This window comes from Streptomyces sp. NPDC034049, assembly GCF_055575575.1.
On sequence record NZ_JBVISJ010000004.1, the window covers coordinates 442,134 to 459,890 of the forward strand.

Sequence of the window (17,757 nt, forward strand, 5' to 3'; positions counted from 1 at the left end):
GCCTCAGCCGCCGGACGGCTTTCCTCGCGTCGCTCAGACGGCGTCCTTGCGCAGCTCCTCCAGCCGGACCGGCCGGTGCTCCGCCACCGAGAGCGTCGCCGCCTCGGCGATCCAGCTGGCCTCCAGAGCGTCGGCGACCGTGCAGGGGGAGGTGCGGGTGCCGGCGACGACCTCGGTGAACGCGGCGAGTTCGGCGCGGTAGGCGGGCGCGAAGCGGTCCATGAAGAAGGTGTGCGGGACACCGGAGGGGAAGGTGACACCGGGCTCGGCGGAGCGCAGCGGGAGCTGGGTGTCGAGGCCGGCGGCGATGCTGTCCTTCATGCCGTGGACCTCCAGACGGACGTCGTAACCCCGGGCGTTGTGGCGGGTGTTGGAGATGACGCCGATGGTGCCGTCGTCGAAGGTGAGCAGCGCGGACGCCGTGTCGACGTCACCCGCGTCCTTGATGTACTCCGCGCCCTTGTTGCCGCCCGTCGCGTACACCTCGACGACCTCGCGGCCCGTCACCCAGCGCACCACGTCGAAGTCGTGCACCGCGCAGTCGCGGAAGATGCCGCCCGACACGGCGACGTAGGCCGCCGGCGGCGGGGCCGGGTCGAGGGTGGTGGACCGGACCGTGTGCAGCGCGCCCAGCTCACCGCTGAGGACGGCCTCGCGGGCGGTCACACAGCCCGCGTCGAAGCGGCGGTTGAAGCCGATCTGGGCCTCGATGCCGCTGTCGCGCACGGCGCGCAGCACGGTGAGGCTCTCCTCGACCGTCTTCGCCACCGGCTTCTCGCAGAACACCGGGACGCCCGCCTCGACGGCGGCCAGGATCAGGCCCGGGTGCGCGTCGGTGGCGGCGGTGATCACGACACCGTCGATCCCGGAGGCGAAGACCGCCTCGGGCGAGTCGGCCACGACGGCGCCGAACTTCTCGCCGGCCGCCTGCGCGGCGGCGGCCAGCGGGTCGGAGACGACCAGCTGCTCCACGACGTCCAGACCGGCGAGGGTTTCGGCGTGGAAGGCGCCGATGCGGCCCAGCCCCAGGATGCCAATGCGCATGATCGAGTGTCCCTTTCGGAGGTGCTGAAGAAGCGGGAGATACGGGAGAGGAGGTGAGGAGGGAGAGGGAGGGGGCGGTCAGTCCTGGGCGCCGACGACGTTCTGGTCCCAGTCGATGATCGAGCCGGTGACCACGCCGCTGCGGTCGGAGAGCAGGAAGACCACGAAGTCGGCGATCTCGTCGACCTGGCCGAGCTTGCCCATCGGGAGGCGCTCGGCGGCCCGTTCCCGCCAGTCGTCGGCCGCGCCGTGGAACTCGCGCTGGATCGCGTCCTCGCCCTCGGTCTCCGTCCAGCCGATGTTGAGGTCGTTGATCCGGATCCGGTCCCAGCGGTGGGCGTGGGCGGCGTTGCGGGTGAGGCCCGCGAGGCCGGCCTTCGCGGCGGAGTACGGGGCCAGGAACGGCGGGCCGCCGTGCGCGCAGTTCGAGCCGATGTTGACGATCGTGCCGGGCGACGTGCGGGCCACCAGGTGCTCGACCACGGCCTGCATGGCGAAGAAGGGGGCGCGCAGGTTGATCGCGATGTGCGCGTCGAAGAGTTCGGGCGAGGTGTCGAGCAGCGAGCCGCGCGAGGTGAGGCCGGCCGCGTTGACGAGGCTGTCGACCCGACCGTGCGTGGCGATCACCCGTTCCACGGCGCCGCGCACCTGCGCCGGGTCCGTCAGGTCGGCCCGTACGAACGTCGCGCCGGTGTCCGCCGCGAGCCGGTCGCCGACCTCGGCTCGGCGTCCGGTGAACGCGACGGTCGCGCCCTCGCGCAGGGCCGCCCGGACGACGCCCGCGCCGACGCCCTGGCTGCCGCCGTTGACGAGGACGACCTTGTCCTCCAGTAGTGCCATGGAACCGTGTTTCCTTTCGATCGGCTCCGGCGGGCCGTGCCGGGCCCGGTGTGGGGTCCTGGTCGTACGGCCTTTCCCGGCGCCTGTCGCCTCTGTCAGTCTTGGGGCGCGAAGCCCCTCGTACAACCCGCAGCGGACCATCAAAAACCCATCATCCGACGGACCGTCGGTCCGCCATCGAGATCCAGGACACACCGCCATGGCGCACCCCTACCCGATCCGTGAGATCGCCCGGCAGGCCGGGCTCAGCCAGGCCACGGTCGACCGGGTCCTCAACGGCAGGGGAGGGGTGCGGGAGAGCACCGCCCGCGAGGTGCACCAGGCTGTGCGGGACCTGGACCGGCAGCGGACGCAGGTGCGCATCGGCGGCCGTACGTTCATGGTCGACATCGTGATGCAGACCCCGGAGCGGTTCTCCACGGCGGTCCGGGAGGCGCTGGAGGCCGAGCTGCCGTCGCTGCACCCGGCGGTCGTGCGGTCCCGCTTCCACTTCCGGGAGACGGGGTCGGCCTCGGAGATGGTGCGGGTGCTGGACCGGATCGGGCGGCGCGGCTCGCAGGGGGTGATCCTCAAGGCGCCGGACGTCCCGGAGGTCACCGCCGCCGTCGAACGGCTCGTCGCGGCCGGGATCCCGGTGGTCACCTTCGTCACGGACCTGCCGAGCAGCCCGCGCGGGGCGTACGTCGGGATAGACAACCGGGCCGCCGGGGCGACCGCCGCGTATCTGCTGCGGCAGTGGCTCGGCGACCGGCCGGGCGCCGTGCTGGTCACGATCAGCCGCAGCTTCTACCGCAACGAGGAGGAGCGGGAGATGGGGTTCCGCGGGGTGATGCGGGCGGTCGCGCCGCAGCGGGCGCTCGTGGAGGTCACCGACAGCGACGGCCTCGACGCGACCCAGCGGGATCTCGTCCTCGACGCGCTGGAGCGGGAGCCGGGGATCGCCGCCGTCTACTCCATCGGCGGCGGCAACACCGCCACGCTCGACGCCTTCGCCGCGCTCGGCCGCGCGCCGCACGTCTTCGTCGCCCACGACCTCGACCACGACAACACCCGGCTGCTGCGCGAGCACCGGCTCTCCGCCGTGCTCCACCACGACCTGCGCCAGGACGTCCGCCGCGCCTGCCAGATGATCATGCGCGCCCACCAGGCCCTTCCCGACGAGGGCCCGTTCCTGCCGTCGGCGATCCAGGTGGTGACGCCCTACAACATGCCGCCGGGCGCGGGCGCGGTCACCGGCTAGCCGGGGCGGGTACGGCGGCCCCGGACCGGAACGTACGCCGGTACGTCAGCGGTGGGACCCCGATCGCCGCGTGCAGATGCTGGCGCAGCGAGGCGCCGGTGGCGAAGCCGACGTGGCCGGCGATCTCGTCGACCGGGAGGTCGGTGGACTCCAGGAGATGACGGGCGCGGGCCACCCGCTGCTGGACGAGCCAGCGGCCGGGGCTCATGCCGACCTCGTCGCTGAAGCGGCGGGCGAAGGTGCGCAGGCTCATCCGGGCGTGCTCGGCGAGGTCGGCCAGGGCGAGCGGGGCGTCGAGGTGTTCGAGGGCCCACTGCCGGGTGGCGGCGGTGCCGTGGGCGCCGTCCTGGGGGACGGGCTGTTCGATGTACTGGGCCTGGCCGCCCTCCCGCCACGGCGGGACGACGCAGCGGCGGGCGACCCGGTTGGCGACCTCGCTGCCGTGGTCCCTGCGCACGAGATGCAGACAGAGGTCGATGCCGGAGGCGGCGCCGGCCGAGGTCAGGATGTCGCCGTCGTCGACGAAGAGGACGTCCGGGTCCAGGTCGACCTGCGGGAAACGGCGGCGGAAGAGGTCGGCCAGCGCCCAGTGCGTGGTCGCGGGCCTGCCGTCGAGCAGACCGGCCGAGGCGAGGACGAAGGCGCCCGAGCAGATGGACACCAGCCGGGTGCCGGGCCTGATCCGCGCGAGGGCGGCCGCGACCGGCTCCGGCAGCTCGTCCGACAGCAGCGGTGCGGTCGGCGGGCAGACCCCGAACGAGGGGACGATCACGGTGTCGGCGGTGTCCAGCGCCTCGGGGCCGTGGTCCACGGCGACGGCGAAGTCGGCCGCCGAACGCACCGGGCGCCCGTCCGGGGTGCAGGTCAGCACCTCGTAGAGCCCGTCGGTCGCGTCGAAGATGCGGCTCGGGACGCCGAGTTCGAAGGGATAGACCCCATCGAGCGCGAGGACCACCACCCGGTGCGGAGATGTCATACGACCAGTGTGGCACGATCCCATCGAATGATGGCCATCGTGCCATTGTCGTGATCGTCGGTGCCCCCGCAGGCTGGACCGCATGACCGACACCACTGAGAACACCAGCGGCGGCGACGCCACCACCACCATGCGAGCGATGACCCAGGACGCCTTCGGCGGACCGGAGGTACTGAGGGAGGCCGAACTGGCGCGTCCCGTGCCGGGGCCGGGCGAGATCCTGGTCCGGGTGCACGCGGCCGGTGTCAACCCGACCGACTGGAAGAACCGTGCCTTCGGGCTGTGGCACCCCGAGCCGCTGCCGGTGCTCGGCTGGGACGTCTCGGGCGTCGTCGCGGAGGTCGGCCTCGGGGTCACCCTGTTCGAGCCCGGCGACGAGGTGTTCGGCATGCTGCCCTACCCGCACGGGGTGGGCGCGTACGCCGAGTACGCCAAGGGGCCGACCCGGGCCTTCGCCCCCAAGCCGTCGAACATTGACCACGTCCAGGCCGGCGCCCTGCCGCTGGCCGCGCTCACCGCGTACCAGGCGCTCGTCGACACCGCCGACGTCCGGGAGGGGCAGCGGGTCCTGATCCACGCCGCCGCCGGGGGAGTGGGCCATCTCGCCGTGCAGATCGCCAAGGCGCGCGGCGCGTACGTCATCGGCACGGCCAGCGCCGGCAAGCACGAGCTGCTGCGCGAGCTGGGCGCGGACGAGCTGATCGACTACCGGACCACGGACTTCGTGGAGGTGGCCGGGGAGGTGGACGTCGTGCTGGACACCCTCGCCGGGGACGTTCGCACGCGGTCCGTGGACGTGCTCGGGGAGGGCGGCACCCTCGTCTCGATCCTGCCGGTCGGCGGGGAGGAGGAGGCCGAGAGGGCCGCCGCGCGGGGCGCACGGCTGGTGAAGCTGCTGGTCGAGGCCGACCAGGCGGCAATGCGGGCCATCGCGGCACTCGTCGAGCAGGGCAAGCTGCGGGCCCATGTCGACGCGACCTTCCCGCTCGCCGAGGCGGCCAAGGCACACGCCCTCGGAGAAACCGACCGAACGACCGGAAAGATCGTCCTCACGATCGACTGAACCGTCGGCCATGGGGTCGGGGGGCGCGCCGGGCGGAGGGAGCCGGTCCGTCGAGCGCCGGGCGTTCGGGCGGCGGTCCATCGGGGGCCGGGCGGTGCGGCGCCGGGCGGTCGGGCGGGCCGGTCGGTCGGGCGCCGACCGGTGCGGCGCCGGGCGGTCGGGCGCCGGTCCATCGAACTCCGGTTGGGTCAGCGTCAAGCGGTGGGGCGCCGGTCCATCGGAACTCTGGGCGGTCGGGCGCTGGGCGGTCGGGCGCCGGGCGCCGGGCGGAGGGTCGCGGGTACCACCGAGCGTCGGGCGGTGGGGCGGCGCCGGTCCTTCTATCGCCGGTCGGTCGCGTGCCGGTGCATCGCGCGCCAGGCGGGCCAGCGTCAAGCGGTGGGGCGGCGGGTGCCGGGCGGTCGGGCGCCGGTCATCGAACTCCGGTTGGGTCAGCGTCAAGCGGTGGAGGGCCGGTCCATCGCAACTCTGGGCGGTGGGGCGGCGCCGGTCGTTCTATCGCCGGTCGGTCGCGTGCCGGTGCATCGCGCGCCAGGCGGGCCAGCGCCAGGCGGGCCAGCGTCGAGCGGTGGGGCGCCGGACCGTCGAGCGTCGGGCGGCGGTCCGTCGTGCGGTGGGCGGCGGTCCGTCGTGCGGGGGCTGTCGTGGGACGGACCGGTCTCGGGGGCGGCGGTGCGTGCGGTGCGCGATGCCTGTGCCGCCCCGGTGTCGGGGGCTGTCCGGCTCAGCTCGTGACGAGCTCGGCCGCCCTGCGCTCGATGGTCACGGTCACCGGCTCGTCGACGGTGGTCGTGGTCATCGGCGCGCCGTGGCCCGCCCGGTTGTGGAACAGCCAGACCACGTCCCGCCCGAAGGACCAGAGCAGCGAGCCCAGCGCCAGCGCGACCAGGCCGAAGCCCGCCGCGTACGGCAGCAGACCGGAGGCGGCGACCAGCAGGAACACACCCTGGACGGCGGCGACCGTCTTGCGGGCCATGCTGTGCGGCAGCGAGTTGTTCAGCCACGGCGCGACCTTGGCGGCGGCCACGAAGACGTACCGCATGAGACCGATCAGCAGCACCCACGGGCCCATCGACATCGCGACGTACACGCTCAGCACCAGGATCAGGAACGCGTCGACCTCCATGTCGAAGCGCGCGCCCAGCGCGGTCGAGGTGTTCGTGCGCCGGGCCACCTGGCCGTCGACACCGTCGAGGATCAGCGCCACGGCGGTCAGCCCGACGAAGAGCGAGACGGGCGGCGAGCTCTGGAAGGAGTCGGCGACCAGCGCGGTGACGGCGCCGACGAGTATCGCCCGGCCGAGCGTGACGCGGTTGGCCGGTCCGAAGGTACGGGTCCGGGTGCGCAGCAGGGCGCGGTTGAGGACCGCCCAGGTGGCGAGCCCGAAGGCCAGCCCGGTCAGCCAGCCCGCCGGGCCCAGTCCGATCGCCGTGCCCAGGAAGGCGAGGAGCAGCACCTGGGCGCCTGCGCCCACGGTCGTCTCCGAGAGCAACAGCCGGCCGTCGTATGTGTTGATCAGGGCCACCGCATACCTTCCGAACGTGTGACAAGTGGATCATCGCCGCGTACCGTGTCCGCGAACTTCCACCGCTGCGTACGTGGCGAACCGCTCGACCGTTCACGGAGACGCACATGAAACCGACAGCCAATGCCTTCTGGCTACGCTCCCCCGGGCAGGGCGAGATCCGGACGGAGACCCTCGCCGCCCCCGCCGCCGACGAGGTCCTGGTCCGCGCGCTGTACTCAGGAGTCAGCCGGGGCACCGAGACGCTCGTGTTCCGCGGCCACGTACCCGAGAACCAGCGCGCGACCATGCGCGCGCCCTTCCAGGAGGGCGACTTTCCCGCTCCCGTGAAGTACGGCTACCTCAGCGTCGGTCGGGTGGAAGAGGGCCCCGACGCACTGGTCGGCCGGACCGTCTTCTGCCTGTATCCGCACCAGAGCCGCTACGTCGTTCCCGCGAGCGCCGTCACCGTCGTGCCGGAGTCCGTGCCGGCGGCGCGGGCCGTCCTGGCCGGGACCGTGGAGACCGCCGTCAACGCCCTGTGGGACGCCGCGCCGCTCATCGGGGACCGGATCGCCGTCGTCGGCGGCGGCATGGTCGGCTGCTCGGTCGCCGCGCTCCTCGCGCGCTACCCGGGCGTACGCGTCCAGCTCGTCGACGCGGACCCGGCGCGCGCCGAGATCGCCCGCGCCCTCGGCGTGGACTTCGCGCTGCCCGAGGACGCGCTGGGCGAGTGCGATCTCGTCGTGCACGCCAGCGCCAGCGAACAGGGCCTCGTGCGCTCCCTCGAACTCCTCGCCGCCGAGGGCACGGTCATCGAGCTGAGCTGGTACGGCGACCGCCGCATCGCCCTGCCCCTCGGCGAGGCCTTCCACTCACGCCGGCTCACCGTCCGCAGCAGCCAGGTGGGAACCGTCTCCCCGGCCGGACGCGTCGGACGGACGTACGCGGACCGGATGGCGCTCGCCCTCGAACTCCTCGCCGACGCCCGCTTCGACGCCCTCGTCACCGGAGAGTGCGCCTTCGAGGAACTCCCGGACGTCCTGCCGAAGCTCGCGAGCGGAGACCTGCCCGGGATGTGCCACCGGGTGCGCTACGACGTCGAGTGAGCCTGTGAGTTGAGCGTTCCGGTTCGCCCCGCCCGCCCCTGAACTGCCCGAACGGAACGCTGACCTCCGAAGAAACCGGAAAACTCGGCTGAACAACGGGTAGGGAGCAGCCGTACTACACGGCATGCCCCGGCCCGGGGGCAGACGTACCGCACTGGAGGGTCGTCCGTTGTTCAGCATCACCGTTCGCGATCACATCATGATCGCCCACAGCTTCCGCGGGGAGGTCTTCGGACCCGCGCAGCGCCTGCACGGCGCCACGTTCCTCGTGGACGCCACCTTCCGGCGCGCCGAACTGGACGACGACAACATCGTCGTAGACATCGGGCTGGCCACCCAGGAGCTCGGTGCCGTGGTGAGCGAGTTGAACTACCGCAACCTCGACAACGAGCCCGCCTTCGCCAACACCAACACCTCCACGGAGTTCCTGGCCAAGGTGATCGCCGACCGGCTCGCCGAGCGGATCCACAAGGGCGCCCTCGGGGAGAACGCCAAGGGCATCGCCGGCCTCTCCGTCACCCTGCACGAGTCGCACATCGCCTGGGCGAGTTACGAGCGTGCCCTGTGACCGACGTGACCATCGACCGGGCGGTCGTCGGCACCACTGCCCAGGCATCCGGTGCCACGGACGGGGTAAGCGGCGCCCAGGTGAAGGGCGGGGCTCAGGCGAACGGGGGAGAGCACGTGAGGCTCGGCTATGTGCCCGTGCAGAACGCGGCGTTGAAGAACGCCGCGATCATCCCCATGTCGCTGCGCTCCGTGCACTTCGTGATGCCGGGCGGTGTCGACGACCCCAGCCGGCCCAGCGGCGGCAACGCCTACGACCGGCGGATCTGCCTCGACCTGCCCGGCTTCGGCTGGCAGGTGCACAAGCACGCGATCGACGGCAGCTGGCCGCGCCCGGACGAGACGGCCCGCGCCGAACTCGCCCGTACGCTCAGCGAACTCCCCGACGGCACCGTGGTCCTCCTCGACGGACTGGTCGCCTGCGGTGTCCCCGAGATCGTCCTCCCCGAGGCCGAACGCCTCTGCCTGGCCGTGCTGGTGCATCTGCCGCTCGGCGACGAGACCGGCCTGGAGCCCGAACTCGCCGCCGAACTCGACGCCAAGGAACGCACCACTCTGCGGGGCGTGTCCGCGGTGATCGCGACCAGCGAGTGGGCGGTCCGCAGACTCGTGTCACACCACGGACTCGCCCCCGAGCGGGTCCATGTCGCCGCCCCCGGCGCCGACATCGCGCCCCTCGCCTCCGGCACCGACGGCGTCTCCCGGCTGCTGTGCGTGGCCGCGGTCACCCCGCGCAAGGGGCAGCACCGGCTGGTGGAGGCCCTCGCGACCGTCACCGAACTGCGCTGGAGCTGCGTCCTGGTCGGCGGCCTCGACCAGGAGCCCGAGTACGTCGACCACATCCGCTCGCTGATCGCGAAGTTCGGCCTGGAGGACCGCTTCCACCTCGCCGGACCGCAGGCGGGCGCGGAACTCGACGCCAGCTACGCCGCCGCCGACCTGATGGTCCTCACCTCCTACGCCGAGACGTACGGCATGGCGGTCACCGAAGCCCTCGCGCGCGGTATCCCCGTCCTGGCCACGGACGTCGGCGGTCTCCCCGAGGCCGTCGGCCGCGCCCCCGACGGCGGGGTGCCCGGCATCCTCGTTCCGCCGGAGAACCCGGCGGCCATCGCCGCCGAGCTGCGCGGCTGGTTCGGCGAGGCGGACGTACGGCGTCGGCTGAAGGCGGCCGCGCGCGGGCGCAGGGCCGCCCTGGACGGCTGGGCGACCACGGCCCGCAGCCTGGCCCATGTGCTGGGCAGGCTCAGGCACGAACCTCGGAGGGCGGCATGACCACTTCTGCCGATATGACCATGTCCGCGGGCGGGCCCCTGTCGACGGGGGGACCGCTGCCCACGGGGGCGGCCTCTTCGCCGGGCACGCCGGTCACCCCGGGGCCCGTCGCTGCCGGGGGGACCACGCCCGCCGCCGGCGGGGTGTTGAGCATGGCGGGACGCGGGGGAGACACGCCCGCGCCCGAGGACCACCAGTACGCGCCGCAGTGGCTGGAGTTGCGCGAGAGCGCCGACGCCGACGCCCGCGCGGTGGACCTGCTGGACCCGCTGCGCATCCGCCTCGCCAACCTGCCCGGTCGTGCCACCGGGCTGACCGTGCACGACCTCGGCTGCGGCACCGGCTCCATGGGCCGCTGGCTCGCGCCCCGGCTGGACGGCGCCCAGCGGTGGGTGCTGCACGACCAGGACCCGAACCTGCTGCGGCTGGCCGTCGCGCGGGCGCCGCGCGCCGCCGCCGACGGCAGCCCGGTCACGGTCACCACGCGGCGCGGTGACATCGGGCGGCTCACGGCGGCCGACCTCGACGGTGCCTCGCTGGTCACGGCGTCCGCGCTGCTCGACGTCCTCACCCGCGAGGAGATCGAGGCGCTCGCGGCGGCCTGCGCGGGCGCCGGTGTCCCCGCGCTGCTGACGCTCTCCGTCGTGGGCCGGGTGGACCTCGTCCCCGCGCACCCCCTGGACGCCGAGATCGCCGAGGCGTTCAACGCCCATCAGCGCGCGAGCGATCTGCTCGGTCCGGACGCGATCACCGTCGCCTGCGAGGCGTTCGCCCAGCAGGGGGCCACGGTCCGGGTCAACCCGAGCCCCTGGCAGCTCGACACCCGGCACACCGCCCTCACCGAGGAGTGGCTGCGCGGCTGGGTCGGTGCCGCGTGCGAGCAGCGCCCCGAACTCACCGAGCGCGCCGACGTCTACCTCCGCGAGCGCCTCGCGGCCAACGCGGCCGGTGAACTCCGCGTCGTCGTCCACCACAGTGACCTCCTGGCGCTGCCCCGGCCGAAGGGCGGAGCCTCATGACGGCACCGGTGGAGGAGACGGTCGGGGCCCGTCCAGCGGCGACGGGGGACCGGATACGCGTGCGCCCACGCGGAGTCCGGGCCCGCGTGAAGGCGGGCACGCCGGGTCCGCGGGCGAGGGTCCGCGCGCTCACCCCCGCCGCGCGCGCACCACGGCCGACGACCTCGACGCCCACTCCCGACATGGACCGATCGAACCGGACGAACGGGACGGACGGGGCTGACGGGACGGACGGGATGAACCGGGTGGACGCGGCGGGTTCGCGTACTCCTTCGCCGGCGGTCGCGTCCGACGGTCCCTCCGCCCTTGAGCGGATCTCGGGTGCGACGCCCGCTCCGGCACCCGCCGGGTCCCGGCGCGGCTCCCGGTTCGGCCGTGCGCTGCGCACCCACTTCGGCACCCTCGCCGGAACGGCGATCCTCGTGGTCGTGTTCTGGCGCATGGGCACCGGCGTGTTCGTCGACGGGCTGCGCCGGATCGACGGCGGGACGCTCGCGGCGGCTGTCGGTATCGGCGCGCTGACCACGGTGTTCAGCGCGTGGCGCTGGTGCGCGGTGACCAGGGCGCTCGGGCTGCGGCTGCCGCTCGGCCCCGCCGTCGCCGACTACTACCGGGCGCTGTTCCTGAACGCGGCGCTGCCCGGCGGTGTCCTCGGCGACGTGCACCGGGCGGTGCGGCACGGACAGAGCTCCGGCGACATGGGCCGGGGCGTACGCGCGGTGGTGATCGAGCGCACCGCGGGCCAGTTGGTGCTGGCCGTCGTGGGCGTAACGGTCCTGCTGGTGCTGCCGTCGCCCGTGCTGGAGCAGACCCGCCACGCGGCCGGGGTGACGGCGCTCGCCGCGCTGGGCGCGCTGGCGATCTGGGCGGCGGTCCGGATGGGCCGCAGGCCGAGCGCCTCCGCGGGCGGCCGGGGCCGCAGGATCAGGGCCGTCCTCGCCGAGGCGCGCGGCGTGCTGCTGAACCGCGGCAGCGGCCCCGCCGTGCTGTTCTCGTCCGTGGCGGTCCTGGTCGGATACGTGGCGACGTTCCTGCTCGCCGCGGATGTCGCCGGCTCCGCCGCGACGACACGGGAACTGCTGCCCCTCGCACTGCTGGCCCTGATCGCCATGAGCCTGCCGCTCAACGTCGGCGGCTGGGGCCCGCGGGAGGGCGTCACCGCCTGGTCGTTCGGCGCCGCCGGACTGGGCGCCTCGCAGGGGCTGACCGTGGCCGTCGTCTACGGTGTGCTCAGCTTCGCGGCCGCGCTGCCGGGAGCCCTCGTGCTCGTCGGACGCTGGTACGGCTCGCTGCGCGCCCGCCGTCAGTCGCCCGCGGGCGAGCCGTCGGACGCGACCGTGACCGGAACCGGGCCCGTCCCCCAGGCTTCCGAGGTGACCAACGAGAAGTACGCTCCGAAGGATTCCACGAACCCTGCCAGCAACTCCTTCCCCTTCGCGGCGGACGCCAGGGACGGACGGCCGATCACACCGGAATCGGTGTAGGCCGACATACCGAGGGAGAGGAGATGACGGCGGTCGTCGGCAAGGAAATCGGTGGTCTCGTGACCGGGACGGACCAATTCGGGGTGGCAATGCAGAAGTATGGAGGTCTCGATTTCTCCCGCATGCATATCGCTGAGCAACGACGTCTGTACGCCCGCCCGTTCGCGCGCGGCGTCCCAGTCCTCCATCGCCGGGAAAAGCGCCATTCGATGTCCCGCAGCGGTGGATTCCTGGACGACATTGCCCAGCACATAATTCCCACCGTGTCCGTTCACCACGACCAGTGCCTCGACGCCCGACGCGCGCAGCGACGCGGCGATGTCGCGCACCATCGCGTGCAGCGTCGTCGCGGAGATGCTGACGGTGCCGGGCCAGGCCGCGTGCTCGTGCGAGCAGGCGATGGTCACGGGCGGCAGGAGGTGCACCGGGTACGCGGCGGCTATCTCCCGGGATATCGCGCAGGCGACCAACGTGTCGGTGGCCAGCGGCAGATACGGACCGTGCTGCTCGTAGCTGCCGACCGGAAGCACCGCGACCTGCCGGCCCGCCGCCGCCCCGCGCGCCCGGACGTCCGCGGTGGTGTCCGTCGGTACAAGACTCGAACTGCTCATCTTTTCACGGCCTTTCGTCTCTGCTGATGCTCCGTCATTTTCGCATGACGTCAGGACTCACCAGATAGGAACCAGATCATGACAGAAAATGTTGGTGTACTCGGCACGAATGCCCAGTCCTCCGGCGCCGTACGTGTGGTGAACGCCCCCCTGCCCACCACCTACGGCGACTTCGAGGCCGTAGGTTATCTCGACCAGGACCGCGGCGAAGAACAAGTGGCACTGGTGTACGGCGACATCAGCGGCGGTGAGGAAATTCTCATCCGCCTGCACTCGGAGTGCCTGACCGGTGACGCGTTCGGCTCGCAGCACTGCGAATGCGGCGAACAGCTCGACAGCGCGCTGCGCGCGATAGTCGCCGAGGGGCGGGGCGTTCTGGTCTATCTGCGCGGTCACGAGGGCCGCGGGATCGGCCTGCTCGCCAAGCTCCAGGCGATGAAGCTCCAGGCGGAGGGCCTGGACACCGTCGAGGCCAACCTCGCCCTCGGGCTGCCGGTGGACGCCCGCGACTACCGGGTGGCGGCCGAGATGCTGCACGACCTCGGCGTCCGGTCGGTCCGGCTGATGTCGAACAACCCGCGCAAGCGGGAGGCCCTGCTGCGCCACGGCATCGAGATCACCGAGCAGGTGCCGCTGCTCATCACCCCGTGCGAGGACAACATCACCTACCTGCGCACCAAGCGGGAGCGGCTCGACCACTACCTGCCGCACCTGGACGCGGTGGTCCACTCGTCCTGAGCGCCGGGGTCCGCGCGGCGGCTGCCTCGGAGGACTTCCGACACCGGCCGCCGCGCCCGCCCGGCGGCCCGCGCGCTGTCCCTTCGGGCAAGTGCCCGGGCGCCCCGCATGAACGTTCGCCCCGGGTGGAAGACCTGACTCCGTCGGGCATCACGACCACGGTCGGTCGAAGGGAGCGTTCGTGATCCGCAGCGCACGGGTCGTCGTCATCGGCGGGGGAGTCGTCGGGACGAGCATCGCCTATCACCTGGCCGCCGCCGGAGTGGACGACGTCGTCCTCGTCGAACGCGACGAACTGGCCTCCGGATCGACCGCGAGGGCCGCCGGCGGGGTCCGCGCGCAGTTCTCCGACGAACTCAACATCCAGCTCGGCGCCCGCAGCCTGGAGGCGTTCGGCCGCTTCCGGCAGGAGCTGGGCCACGACATCGGCCTGCACCGCGTCGGCTATCTCTTCCTCCTGACGACCCCCGCCGAGGTCGCCCAGTTCGAGGCGGGCGTCCAGCTCCAGAACGACCTGGGCGTGCCCAGCCGCATGGTGGACCCCGAAGAGGCCCGGCGGCTCTCCCCGCTGATCTCCACCGAGGGCCTGCTGGCCGCCGCGTTCTCGCCCGACGACGGACACTGCACCCCCGAGTCCGTGGTCCACGGCTACGCCGCCGGGGCCCGCCGCCACGGGGCGACCGTGCTGCGCAACTGCGAGGTCCTCGGCATCGAGACCTGGCGGGACACGATCACCGCGGTGGTCACGAGCAAGGGGCGGATCGTCACCGACACGGTCGTCTGCGCGGCCGGCGCCTGGTCCCGGTCCATCGGCGCCATGGTCGGCGTCGATCTTCCCGTGGAGCCCCTGCGCCGCCAGATCGCCGTCACCGAACCGGTCCCCGGCCTGCCGCCGAACCTCCCCATGACGATCGACTTCACCAGCAGCCTCTACTTCCACACCGAGGGCCCCGGCCTCCTCGTCGGCATGTCCGACCCCGACGAACGGCCCGGCTTCGCCACCGACACCCACGACCGCTGGATCCCCCGCCTGTACGAGGCCATGCGGCGCCGCGCCCCCGCCCTGCTCGACCTGCGCCGCACGGGCGGCTGGGCGGGCCTGTACGAGATCACACCGGACCACAACGCCCTGATCGGCGAGGCCGGTTCCTGCTCCCGCTTCCTCTACGCGACCGGGTTCTCCGGCCACGGGTTCCTCCAGGGCCCGGCGGTCGGCGAGGTGGTCCGCGACCTGTACCTGGGCCGCGTACCCTTCGTCGACATCAGCCCCTTGAACGTCGACCGGTTCACGGCCGACGCGCTGCGCCCGGAGGCCAACCTCGTATGACCGATCTCCACTTGTGGCTGCGCCACGAGACCCGCACCACCGAACGCCGCACCCCGGTCGTGCCGTCCGACGCCCGGCGGCTCGTCGAGAGCGGCGTACGGATCACCGTCGAGGACTCCCCGCAGCGGATCTTCCCCAGGGAGGAGTACGAGGAGGCCGGCTGTCAGATCGCCGACCCGGGCTCGTGGGTCTCGGCGTCGGCGCGCGCGGTGATCGTCGGTCTCAAGGAACTGCCGGACGCCCCCGCCCTATTGACGCACCGTCATGTCTTTTTCGGGCACGCCTACAAGGGGCAGCCCGGCGCCGAGGCACTGCTGCGCAGGTTCACGGCCGGGGGCGGGGCGCTGCTCGACCTGGAGTACCTGGTGGACGACCAGGGCCGCAGGCTCGCCGCCTTCGGCTTCTGGGCGGGCTATCTGGGCGCGGCCCTCGCCGTGCTGCACCACCGGGGCGCACTGCGGGCCCCGCTCGTCCCCACGACCAAGGAGGAGCTGGAGGCCGAACTCCGGGCCTCCCGAGGGGACGTGACCGCGCTGGTGGTCGGCGCCCTCGGGCGCAGCGGCCGGGGTGCGCGGGCCGCGCTCGGCGAGGCGGGCGTCGAGCCGACCTGCTGGGACCTGGCCGAGACGCGTGACCTGGACCGACCGGCCCTGCTGGCACACGAGTTGATGGTCAACACCGTCCTGACGACCAGCCCGGTCCCGCCGTTCCTGACGGACAAGGACCTCGACGACCCGGACCGCCGGCTCCGCACCCTCTCGGACGTCACGGTCGACGTCGGCTCACCCATGAACGTGCTGCCCGTCTACGACACGACCACCGAATGGGACGACCCGGTACGGCGGCTGCGCGAACATCCCCCGCTCGATCTCATCGCCATCGACAACCTGCCCTCCCTGCTGCCCCGCGAGGCGAGCACCGACTTCTCGGCCGCGCTGCTGCCGCAGCTGCTGGACTTCGAGACCGGTGGGGCATGGGGGCGCTGCCTCGACCGCTTCCGGCGGGCGAGTGACGAACTGGGCCTCACGGAAAGGTAGTTGCTTGATGACCGAGGTGGTCCCCGCGAGCGGCACCGTCCACTGGGTCGGTGCCGGACTGTCCACGGGCAGCGGCCTTCGGGCACTGTGCGACACCGCCGCCCGGGTACGGCTGTGGCACCGCACCGAGGAACGCGCGGAGCGGGCGCTGGCCGCGCGCGGTCTGACGGGCCGGGCCGAGCCCCGCGCGTACACGCTGCCCGCGCTCGCGGCGGACCTCGCGCCGGGAGACGTGGTGGTCTCCATGCTGCCGGCGCCGGACCACGCCCCGCTGCTCGGCGCCTGCGTCGGGGCGCGGGCCCACTTCGCCTGCTCCAGCTATGTCTCCGACGCGGTCCTCGACCAGGTCCCGGCGGCCGCGGCGGCGGGCGTCACCGTCCTCACCGAGGCCGGCCTGGACCCGGGCGTGGACCACCTCTTCGCGCACAGCCTGATCGACCGGGCCATCCGGGAGATCGGCCCGGAGACCGCCGCCACCTACACCCTCACCTCGTACTGCGGCGGTGTCCCGGCCGTCCCCAACGACTTCCGCTACCGCTTCAGCTGGGCCCCGGCCGGCGTCCTGGGCGCCCTGCGCGCACCGGCCCGCTACATCGAGGACGGTGCCGTGACGACGGCCGACCGCCCCTGGACGGCCACCCGCGTCCACGTCGTCGACGGCGAGACTTTCGAGGCCTACCCCAACCGGGACAGCGTCCCCTTCGTCGCCCAGTACGGCCTGCCGGCGGCCTGGACACCGAGGACGTTCGTCCGCGGCACCCTCCGACTCGACGGCTGGCTCACCGCCTGGGCCCCGGTCTTCGCGGAACTCGAACGCGGCGACGACCGGCGCATCGCGGAGCTGGCCCGTGACCTCGCGGCCCGCCACCCGACCACCGAGGCCGACCGGGACCGGGTCGTCCTCGCCGTCTCTCTCGATGTGCGCACCGAGACGGGCGCGGAGTGGTCCGGCCGCCACCACCTCGACGCCGTCGGCACCGAGGAGGAGAGTGCCATGGCCCGCCTGGTGTCCCGCCCCCTCGCCCTCGGAGTGGGACACGTCCTGGACGGCTCACTGCCGGCGGGCCTGAGCCGCGCGGCGGAGACGGGCGAGCGGGCACGGGCCTGGCTGGCCGAACTGGCCGAGACGGGTGTGGAGTTCACCTAGCGAGGCGGATCGCGGTGGAAGGGATGCCGCGTGCGTGGTCGAGCACGTGGCGAGACCGGTCAGGATTCGAGAAGCCCCGGCCACCGTCCGGCCCCTAGCGTGAGGGACATGGCAACCACCACGTCCACCACGGCCCGCACCGACCTCGCGTCCGTCACCCTCGAGGTGGCCGACCCCGAGGCCGCCCGCCACTTCTACGGCGCCTTCGGCGTCGACACGTACCTGCGCCTGCGGGCGTCCGCGGCGCCCTCGGCCGGATTCCGCGGCTTCACCCTGGCGCTCACGGTGTCCGGGCCGGCCACCGTCGACGGCTTCGTCGCCGCCGCCGTGGGCGCCGGCGCCGAGGTGCTGAAGCCCGCCACCAAGTCGATGTGGGGTTACGGCGGCGTCGTCCGGGCCTCCGACGGCACGATCTGGAAGATCGCGACCTCGGCGAAGAAGGACACCGGCCCCGCCACCCGCGAGATCGACGAGGTCGTCCTGCTGCTCGGCGTCGAGGACGTCAAGGCCACCAAGCAGTTCTACGTGGGCCGGGGCCTGACCGTGGCCAAGAGCTTCGGCGGCAAGTACGCCGAGTTCGCCCCCGGTCGGTCGAGCCCCGTCAAGCTGGCGCTGTACAAGCGCCGCGGGCTGGCCAAGGACCTCGGCGTCCCCGCCGACGGCACCGGCTCGCACCGTATCGTCCTCGGCAGCACCACCGACGCCTTCACCGACCCGGACGGCTTCGTCTGGGAGGCCGCCGCGCCGCCCGCCACGCGCGAGAGCGAGTGACAGGG

General features: G+C 73.0%; 16 protein-coding genes and 1 pseudogene. 12 read left to right on the top strand and 5 right to left on the bottom strand.

The features are described from left to right. Positions 1-33: 33 nt before the first annotated feature. Positions 34-1,044: a Gfo/Idh/MocA family protein gene (locus tag ACZ52C_RS15215; RefSeq protein WP_469075156.1), complete on the bottom strand. Its 1,011-nt coding sequence runs from the start codon at positions 1,042-1,044 to the stop codon at positions 34-36. 78 nt (positions 1,045-1,122) lie between these two features. Continuing rightward, positions 1,123-1,884 (bottom strand): SDR family oxidoreductase, encoded by a 762-nt coding sequence (locus ACZ52C_RS15220; RefSeq protein WP_469075157.1) that lies wholly within the window; start codon positions 1,882-1,884, stop codon positions 1,123-1,125. 199 nt (positions 1,885-2,083) lie between these two features. On the opposite strand from ACZ52C_RS15220, the gene ACZ52C_RS15225 reads away from it, so the two are divergent. Continuing rightward, complete coding sequence (locus ACZ52C_RS15225; protein ID WP_469075158.1) at positions 2,084-3,124, top strand: LacI family DNA-binding transcriptional regulator; 1,041 nt, start codon at positions 2,084-2,086, stop codon at positions 3,122-3,124. Here ACZ52C_RS15225 and ACZ52C_RS15230 read toward each other — a convergent pair. Further along, entirely contained in the window at positions 3,114-4,100 is a 987-nt protein-coding gene (locus tag ACZ52C_RS15230) for a GlxA family transcriptional regulator (RefSeq protein WP_469075159.1), read from the bottom strand. The genes ACZ52C_RS15225 and ACZ52C_RS15230 overlap by 11 nt on opposite strands. A gap of 82 nt (positions 4,101-4,182) precedes the next feature. Between ACZ52C_RS15230 and ACZ52C_RS15235 the strand changes: the two genes are divergently transcribed. Further along, complete coding sequence (locus tag ACZ52C_RS15235; RefSeq protein ID WP_469075160.1) at positions 4,183-5,163, top strand: NADP-dependent oxidoreductase; 981 nt, start codon at positions 4,183-4,185, stop codon at positions 5,161-5,163. 724 nt (positions 5,164-5,887) lie between these two features. Here the strand turns inward: ACZ52C_RS15235 and ACZ52C_RS15240 are convergent. After that, complete coding sequence (locus ACZ52C_RS15240; RefSeq protein ID WP_469075161.1) at positions 5,888-6,688, bottom strand: CDP-alcohol phosphatidyltransferase family protein; 801 nt, start codon at positions 6,686-6,688, stop codon at positions 5,888-5,890. 107 nt (positions 6,689-6,795) lie between these two features. On the opposite strand from ACZ52C_RS15240, the gene ACZ52C_RS15245 reads away from it, so the two are divergent. From ACZ52C_RS15245 to ACZ52C_RS15265, 5 genes and pseudogenes are all read left to right on the top strand, one after another. After that, positions 6,796-7,776: a zinc-dependent alcohol dehydrogenase gene (locus tag ACZ52C_RS15245; protein ID WP_469075162.1), complete on the top strand. Its 981-nt coding sequence runs from the start codon at positions 6,796-6,798 to the stop codon at positions 7,774-7,776. A 169-nt stretch (positions 7,777-7,945) separates the two neighbouring features. Continuing rightward, positions 7,946-8,344, top strand: a complete 399-nt coding sequence (locus ACZ52C_RS15250) for a 6-pyruvoyl trahydropterin synthase family protein (RefSeq protein ID WP_086800123.1) — start codon at positions 7,946-7,948, stop codon at positions 8,342-8,344. Next, entirely contained in the window at positions 8,341-9,618 is a 1,278-nt protein-coding gene (locus ACZ52C_RS15255; RefSeq protein WP_086786561.1) for a glycosyltransferase family 4 protein, read from the top strand. The genes ACZ52C_RS15250 and ACZ52C_RS15255 overlap by 4 nt, the downstream gene beginning before the upstream one ends. Continuing rightward, complete coding sequence (locus ACZ52C_RS15260) at positions 9,615-10,637, top strand: methyltransferase domain-containing protein (RefSeq protein ID WP_469075163.1); 1,023 nt, start codon at positions 9,615-9,617, stop codon at positions 10,635-10,637. Before ACZ52C_RS15255 ends, ACZ52C_RS15260 begins: the two co-directional genes overlap by 4 nt. A gap of 236 nt (positions 10,638-10,873) precedes the next feature. Beyond that, a pseudogene (locus ACZ52C_RS15265) lies at positions 10,874-11,869 on the top strand (lysylphosphatidylglycerol synthase transmembrane domain-containing protein); the annotation flags it as partial. A 71-nt stretch (positions 11,870-11,940) separates the two neighbouring features. On the opposite strand, the gene ACZ52C_RS15270 reads toward ACZ52C_RS15265, so the two are convergent. After that, complete coding sequence (locus ACZ52C_RS15270) at positions 11,941-12,732, bottom strand: creatininase family protein (protein WP_469075164.1); 792 nt, start codon at positions 12,730-12,732, stop codon at positions 11,941-11,943. A gap of 78 nt (positions 12,733-12,810) precedes the next feature. On the opposite strand from ACZ52C_RS15270, the gene ribA reads away from it, so the two are divergent. The 5 genes from ribA to ACZ52C_RS15295 all read left to right on the top strand — a co-directional run bounded on the left by ribA (position 12,811) and on the right by ACZ52C_RS15295 (position 17,752). Further along, complete coding sequence (gene ribA, locus ACZ52C_RS15275; RefSeq protein WP_469075165.1) at positions 12,811-13,470, top strand: GTP cyclohydrolase II; 660 nt, start codon at positions 12,811-12,813, stop codon at positions 13,468-13,470. A 181-nt stretch (positions 13,471-13,651) separates the two neighbouring features. After that, entirely contained in the window at positions 13,652-14,797 is a 1,146-nt protein-coding gene (locus ACZ52C_RS15280) for an NAD(P)/FAD-dependent oxidoreductase (protein WP_469075166.1), read from the top strand. Further along, positions 14,794-15,834 carry a saccharopine dehydrogenase gene (locus tag ACZ52C_RS15285; protein WP_469075167.1) on the top strand — a complete coding sequence of 347 codons (1,041 nt, stop codon included), beginning with the start codon at positions 14,794-14,796 and terminating at the stop codon, positions 15,832-15,834. The genes ACZ52C_RS15280 and ACZ52C_RS15285 overlap by 4 nt, the downstream gene beginning before the upstream one ends. 7 nt (positions 15,835-15,841) lie before the next feature. Beyond that, a complete protein-coding gene (locus ACZ52C_RS15290) occupies positions 15,842-16,981 on the top strand; it encodes a saccharopine dehydrogenase family protein (RefSeq protein ID WP_469075168.1) in 1,140 nt (379 codons plus the stop codon). A gap of 108 nt (positions 16,982-17,089) precedes the next feature. After that, positions 17,090-17,752 carry a VOC family protein gene (locus ACZ52C_RS15295; RefSeq protein WP_469075169.1) on the top strand — a complete coding sequence of 221 codons (663 nt, stop codon included), beginning with the start codon at positions 17,090-17,092 and terminating at the stop codon, positions 17,750-17,752. Positions 17,753-17,757: the final 5 nt, after the last annotated feature.

Coding starts and splice junctions, on each gene's coding strand:
- ACZ52C_RS15295 (WP_469075169.1), top strand. CDS start 17,090: ATGGCAACCACCACGTCCACCACGGCCCGCACCGACCTCGCGTCCGTC.
- ACZ52C_RS15225 (WP_469075158.1), top strand. CDS start 2,084: ATGGCGCACCCCTACCCGATCCGTGAGATCGCCCGGCAGGCCGGGCTC.
- ACZ52C_RS15285 (WP_469075167.1), top strand. CDS start 14,794: ATGACCGATCTCCACTTGTGGCTGCGCCACGAGACCCGCACCACCGAA.
- ACZ52C_RS15245 (WP_469075162.1), top strand. CDS start 6,796: ATGAAACCGACAGCCAATGCCTTCTGGCTACGCTCCCCCGGGCAGGGC.
- ribA (WP_469075165.1), top strand. CDS start 12,811: ATGACAGAAAATGTTGGTGTACTCGGCACGAATGCCCAGTCCTCCGGC.
- ACZ52C_RS15215 (WP_469075156.1), bottom strand. CDS start 1,044: ATGCGCATTGGCATCCTGGGGCTGGGCCGCATCGGCGCCTTCCACGCC.
- ACZ52C_RS15235 (WP_469075160.1), top strand. CDS start 4,183: ATGACCGACACCACTGAGAACACCAGCGGCGGCGACGCCACCACCACC.
- ACZ52C_RS15290 (WP_469075168.1), top strand. CDS start 15,842: ATGACCGAGGTGGTCCCCGCGAGCGGCACCGTCCACTGGGTCGGTGCC.
- ACZ52C_RS15220 (WP_469075157.1), bottom strand. CDS start 1,884: ATGGCACTACTGGAGGACAAGGTCGTCCTCGTCAACGGCGGCAGCCAG.
- ACZ52C_RS15270 (WP_469075164.1), bottom strand. CDS start 12,732: ATGAGCAGTTCGAGTCTTGTACCGACGGACACCACCGCGGACGTCCGG.
- ACZ52C_RS15260 (WP_469075163.1), top strand. CDS start 9,615: ATGACCACTTCTGCCGATATGACCATGTCCGCGGGCGGGCCCCTGTCG.
- ACZ52C_RS15230 (WP_469075159.1), bottom strand. CDS start 4,100: ATGACATCTCCGCACCGGGTGGTGGTCCTCGCGCTCGATGGGGTCTAT.